A 4,742-nucleotide genomic window follows, 5' to 3' on the forward strand; every position below is an offset into this window, starting at 1 on the left:
CCGCCGGCCCGGACCGCACATCGCCCGCCGCTCGCCGGCCGGCCGAGGGCACCGCCGACCCCGCTCTGATCGAACCTTGGACCTCTTCCGGCGGGCCGCTCCCGCCTGCCTCCCGATCAGACGAGCCCAGCCGATGTCCCTTCCGTCAAAACTCCGGCTGCGCGCCGGAATCCTGCTCCTGTCCGCCTGTCCCGTTCCCCTCGCCGCCGCGCCCACCGAAGAGAGCGTGACGCTGTCCGAACTTTCCGTCGTGGGCGAGCGCGACGGCCCGGCGGCGGCCGTCCCCTTCGGCGTCGCCGCGCCGCAGGGCTCGGCGCCCAGCGTCATCGAGCATCCGGTCGGGCAGGTCGTGACCGAGATCGGGCGGCGGGACACCATCGAGAACCGGCCGGCGACGAGCATCGGCGCGGTGCTCGCCAACAGCCCCGGGGTCACCGTGCGCCAGGGCAACGGCGGGCGCGACGTGATCATCTCGATCCGCGGCAACAACGCCCGCTCCACCGGCGTGATCAAGAACACGGTCGTGCTGGAGGACGGGTTCGTCCTGACCCAACCCGACGGCGCCTCGCGCTTCGACATCGCCGACCCGCGGGCCTATTCCCGCATCGACGTGTTCCGCGGGCCGCAATCGGCACTGTTCGGCAACTACGCGACCGGCGGCGCGATCGCCTTCCGCACCCGCACCGGCCGCGAGATCGACGGGTACGAGGTCGGCACCGATGCCGGCAGCTTCGGCTACCTCAGCAACTATTTTACGGTCGGCGGCGCCAGCGGCCCGTTCGAGATCAGCCTGTTCGCCAGCGACGTGCGCGCCAACGGCTACCAGGACCATGCGTCCTACGACACGCAGACCATCGACCTGCTCGCGAGCTACACCCCGACGCCGGACAACCGCTTCACCCTGAAGGTGATCAACAACGACCTGCAGGCGGACCTCGCCGCCCGGTCCTCGCTCAACGACTTCCGGACCAACCCGTACCAGCGCGGCTGCGCGGCGGCCGCGACCGCCGCCGCCGGCTGCACCTTGACGAACCTCATGGTGAACGGCGCCTTCGGCCGGACGGTGGGCGTGACCGCCGACGAGGCCGGGTTCGGGCGCAAGGACCGGCGCACGATCGTGGCGGCGCGCTACGAGCACGACATCGACGCGCAGACGACGTGGCGCACGCAACTCGGCTTCGACGAGCGCAACTTCAACCAGCCGTTCTACGCGACGTCCTCGCGGGGCTCGTACCCGTCCTGGAACTTCCTCACCGACGTGACCCGGCGCTACGACCTGTTCGGCCTCCCGGCGGTCGGCTACGTGGCGCTGGCCTACAACACGATCGACAACCACATCTCGACCTACAACCGCGCGCCCTATGGCGGCCCGCGGCTGGGCGCGCTGATCGGCGAGCAGGAGGCGGTGCAGTCGAACCTCGGCGGCCGCGCCCGCACCGAGGTCGCGCTGTCCGACCGGTGGACGGGGGTCGTCGGCATCAGCGCCGAGGGCACGGCGATCACCGGGCGCAATCTCGCCTACGCCTACAATGCGACGGGCGCGACCACGACGATCGCGGACGTGAACCGCACCTTCCTCAACGTCGCCCCGGAGCTGGCGCTGGTCTACCGCCCGGGCACGGAGTGGGCGTTCCGCGGCCGCGTCGCCACCGGGTACACCACGCCGGCGGCGAGCAACCTGTTCGTGACCGCGGCGGGCCTGCCCGGCAACAACACCGGGCTGCAGACCCAGGAGAACCTCGGCTTCGACCTCGGCGCCGAGTGGACGCCGACCGAAAACCTGCGCCTCAGCGTCACCGGCTTCTACGAGTTCTTCCGCAACGAGCTCGTCTCGCAATCGCCCGGCGCCGGCCTGCAGAGCTACACCTTCAACGCCCCGGCATCCGAGCATCGCGGCATCGAGGTCGGGATCGATTGGGCCTTCGCGCCGGGCTGGCGCGGGGTGGCCGCCTACACCTTCGACGACCAGATCTACACCCGCTACGTCGAGCAGCTCAGCGCCGGCACGCTGACCCGACGCCTCGACCGCGCCGGAAACCGCATCCCCGGCGTGCCGGCCAACCAGCTGCTGGCCCGGATCGGCTACGACGTCCCGGCCGGGCCGCTCGCCGGGCTCGGCGCCTTCGTCGAGACCGTGTTCCAGGACGACTTCTACCTCGACAACGCCAACCAGCTGAAGGCGCCGGGCTACGCCGTCGTCAACGCCAACGTCCACTACGCGACGGAGCTGGTGGGCGGCTACGCCAAGCGCCTCACGGTCTACGCCGAGGTGCGCAACGTGTTCGACACGGTCTACGCGGCCTCCGCCCAGAACCTCGCCAACTCGATCAGCGCGACGACCGGCGTGCAGAACGGCGCCGCCGCACTCGCCGCCGTCACCGGCTCGATCTACGCCGGCGCCCCGCGCAACGTGGTGGCGGGGATGAAGCTGGCGTTCTGAACCCTCAGATCACGGCCTCGATCAGCCCGAGGCGGCGGGCCTCCTCGGCCTCGATGTACCAGTTGTACGGGGCGCGCTCGATCACCGCGTCGAGGGTCACCTGCGAGCCCTCGACGAGGTTGGCGAAGCCCTCGTTCTGGATCGCGATCGAGCATTCGATCTCGTGGAGCGTCGCCTTCACCGTGGCGATGCAGGTGGTGAGCGGGCCGTTGATCTGAAGCTCCTTGGCGAGCTTGCGCTCGTGGATCATCAGCCGCGTGCCGGGGGTGAGATAGCGGTTCTTCCGGGTGAAGAAGCTCATGAAGGTGGTGCCGGCGGAGTAGATCGCCGCCTTGCCGAGGAAGGCGTAGCGGCATTGCGGGTTCATCGCGCTCTTGAAGCGGATGTCCTCGCCCATCATCCGCGCCACCTCCGGGTCGCCGCCGAGCGTGGTCAGCTCGACCACGACGAGCCCGTCGCACGGCGCCTGGCCGATCTGGCGCCGGAAGTCCTTGTACATGTCGTAATCCACCGTGCCGGCGAGCAGGACGGTCGGGGCCGCGAAGTCGGCGGCCTTCAGGGGCGTCGTGTCCAAGGTCGTATCTCGGGTCTGATCCATGGGGAGCTGTGGCCTTGCGATGCCGGCGACGCCGCGATGCGCGCCGGCTCTACGGCCTGCACAACCCGCGCCGGACGGGTTCGTTCAGGAAAAAATCCGCATCCGGGAACCCGTCAGCGCGACAGGCCGTCGTCGGGCGCGCGCAAGCGGTAGCCGACGCCGGTCTCGGTGAGCAGCAGGCGCGGGCGCTCGGGGTCGGCCTCCAGCTTCTGCCGGAGCTGGCGCATGTAGACCCGCAGGTATTGCGGGTCGGACGAGGCCGAGACCGCGCCCATCAGCTGGGCGTGGGTCAGCACCTTGCCGGCATGCTGCACCAGCACGCGCAGGAAGTCGTATTCGCGCGGCGTCAGCTTCACCTCGCGTTCCTCCACCCGGACGATGCGGCGCACGAGGTCGACGCTCAGAGGGCCGACCCGGAACAGCGGGCGCTGCCCTTCCGTCGCGAGCTGGTGGCGGAGCGCCGTGCGGATGCGGGCGAGCAATTCGCCCATGCCGAAGGGCTTGGTGACGTAGTCGTCGGCCCCGAGGTCGAGCGCCTCGACCTTCCCGGTCTCGTCGTCGCGGCTCGACAGCACCACCACCGGCAGGGCCGGATGCGCCTTGCGGATCTCGGCGAGCAGGTCGTGCCCGCGCATGTCGGGCAGCCCGAGGTCGAGGATCACGAGGTCCACGGTCTCGTGGCCCGACGCCTTGCGGCGCAAGGTCTCGAGGGCGGTACGGCCGTCCGGCGCCTCGAGCACGGCGTAGCCCTGCGTCCCGAGCCCGGTGCGCAGCAGCCGCCGGATCGGCGGCTCGTCGTCGACGACGAGGACGTGCAGGGTCATGCGGCCCGCTCCGACGCGGTCCGGGCCGGCTCGGCGGGGACCGGCAGGGCGATGGTGAAGGCCGCGCCCGCGCGGTCGCGGCGGTTGGCGCCTGTCACGGTGCCGCCCATCGCCTCGATGAAGCCGCGCGAGATCGGCAGGCCGAGGCCGGTCCCGGCCCGCACGCTGTCGGCCTTGGCGACGCGGTAGAACGTGTCGAACACCCGCTCCCGGTCGGCCTCGGGCAGGCCGTCGCCCTCGTCGAGGACCTCGATCAGCACCCGCATCCCCTCCCGTCGCCCGAGCAGGCGGATCGTCGAGCCCTCGGGCGCGTACTTGCCGGCGTTGTCGAGGAGGTTGACCAGCACCTGCTCGAACAGCACCGGGTCGAGCCGCAAGGGCGGCAGGTCCTTGGCGATCTCCACCGCCACGCGGTGGGCGGCCAGGATCTTGTCCATGCGCCGCAGCGCCGTGTCGGCGACCTCCGCGACGTCGTGGAGGGCGACGTTGGGCACCACCGCGCCGGCCTCCAGGCGGGTCATGTCGAGGAGGTTGGCGATGAAGCGGTTGAGGCGCTCGGATTCGGCGATGACGGTCGCCAGCAGGTCGGCCTTCTCCGTGCCGTCGAGGGCGTCGTCGAGGTCGCGCAGCGTCGTGGCCGCCCCGAGCACGGCGGCCAGCGGCGTGCGCAGGTCGTGCGAGATCGAGGTGAGCAGGGCCTGGCGCAGGCGGTCGGTCTCGGCCGCGCGCTCGGCCCGGTCGAGGTCCTCGACGAGGCGGACGCGCTCGATGGCGAGCGCGCCCTGGTCGGAGAGCGCGTCCACGAGGCGCCGGCTCTCCGGCGAGAGGATCGGCCCGGGCCGGTCGGCATCGAGGCCGATCACGCCGAGCGTGCCGCGGC

General features: G+C 71.3%; 4 protein-coding genes. 1 reads left to right on the forward strand and 3 read right to left on the reverse strand.

What is annotated here, in order from left to right; all coding sequences use genetic code 11:
- Positions 1-133 precede the first annotated feature (133 nt).
- The gene (locus FV222_RS17765; protein WP_147754245.1) at positions 134-2,440 is read left to right on the forward strand and encodes a TonB-dependent receptor; all 2,307 of its coding nucleotides are present in this window, start codon (positions 134-136) and stop codon (positions 2,438-2,440) included.
- Between the two features lie 4 nt (positions 2,441-2,444).
- On the opposite strand, the gene FV222_RS17770 is transcribed toward FV222_RS17765, so the two are convergent.
- From FV222_RS17770 to FV222_RS17780, 3 genes are all read right to left on the reverse strand, one after another.
- Positions 2,445-3,014, reverse strand: a complete 570-nt coding sequence (locus FV222_RS17770) for a peptidase S14 (protein WP_147754246.1) — start codon at positions 3,012-3,014, stop codon at positions 2,445-2,447.
- 137 nt (positions 3,015-3,151) lie between these two features.
- Positions 3,152-3,862, reverse strand: coding sequence for a response regulator transcription factor (locus FV222_RS17775; RefSeq protein ID WP_147754247.1), 711 nt, complete (start codon positions 3,860-3,862; stop codon positions 3,152-3,154).
- The coding region (locus FV222_RS17780; RefSeq protein ID WP_246685523.1) for an ATP-binding protein at positions 3,859-4,742 on the reverse strand (884 nt) is incomplete at its 5' end. The genes FV222_RS17775 and FV222_RS17780, both read right to left, overlap by 4 nt.

The organism is Methylobacterium sp. WL103, assembly GCF_008039885.1.
In the GTDB taxonomy this organism is placed as follows: Bacteria; Pseudomonadota; Alphaproteobacteria; order Rhizobiales; family Beijerinckiaceae; genus Methylobacterium; species Methylobacterium cerastii.

Excerpts from the sequence above, each read along its gene's own strand:
- FV222_RS17765 (WP_147754245.1), top strand. The coding sequence starts at position 134 with ATGTCCCTTCCGTCAAAACTCCGGCTGCGCGCCGGAATCCTGCTCCTG.
- FV222_RS17775 (WP_147754247.1), bottom strand. The coding sequence starts at position 3,862 with ATGACCCTGCACGTCCTCGTCGTCGACGACGAGCCGCCGATCCGGCGG.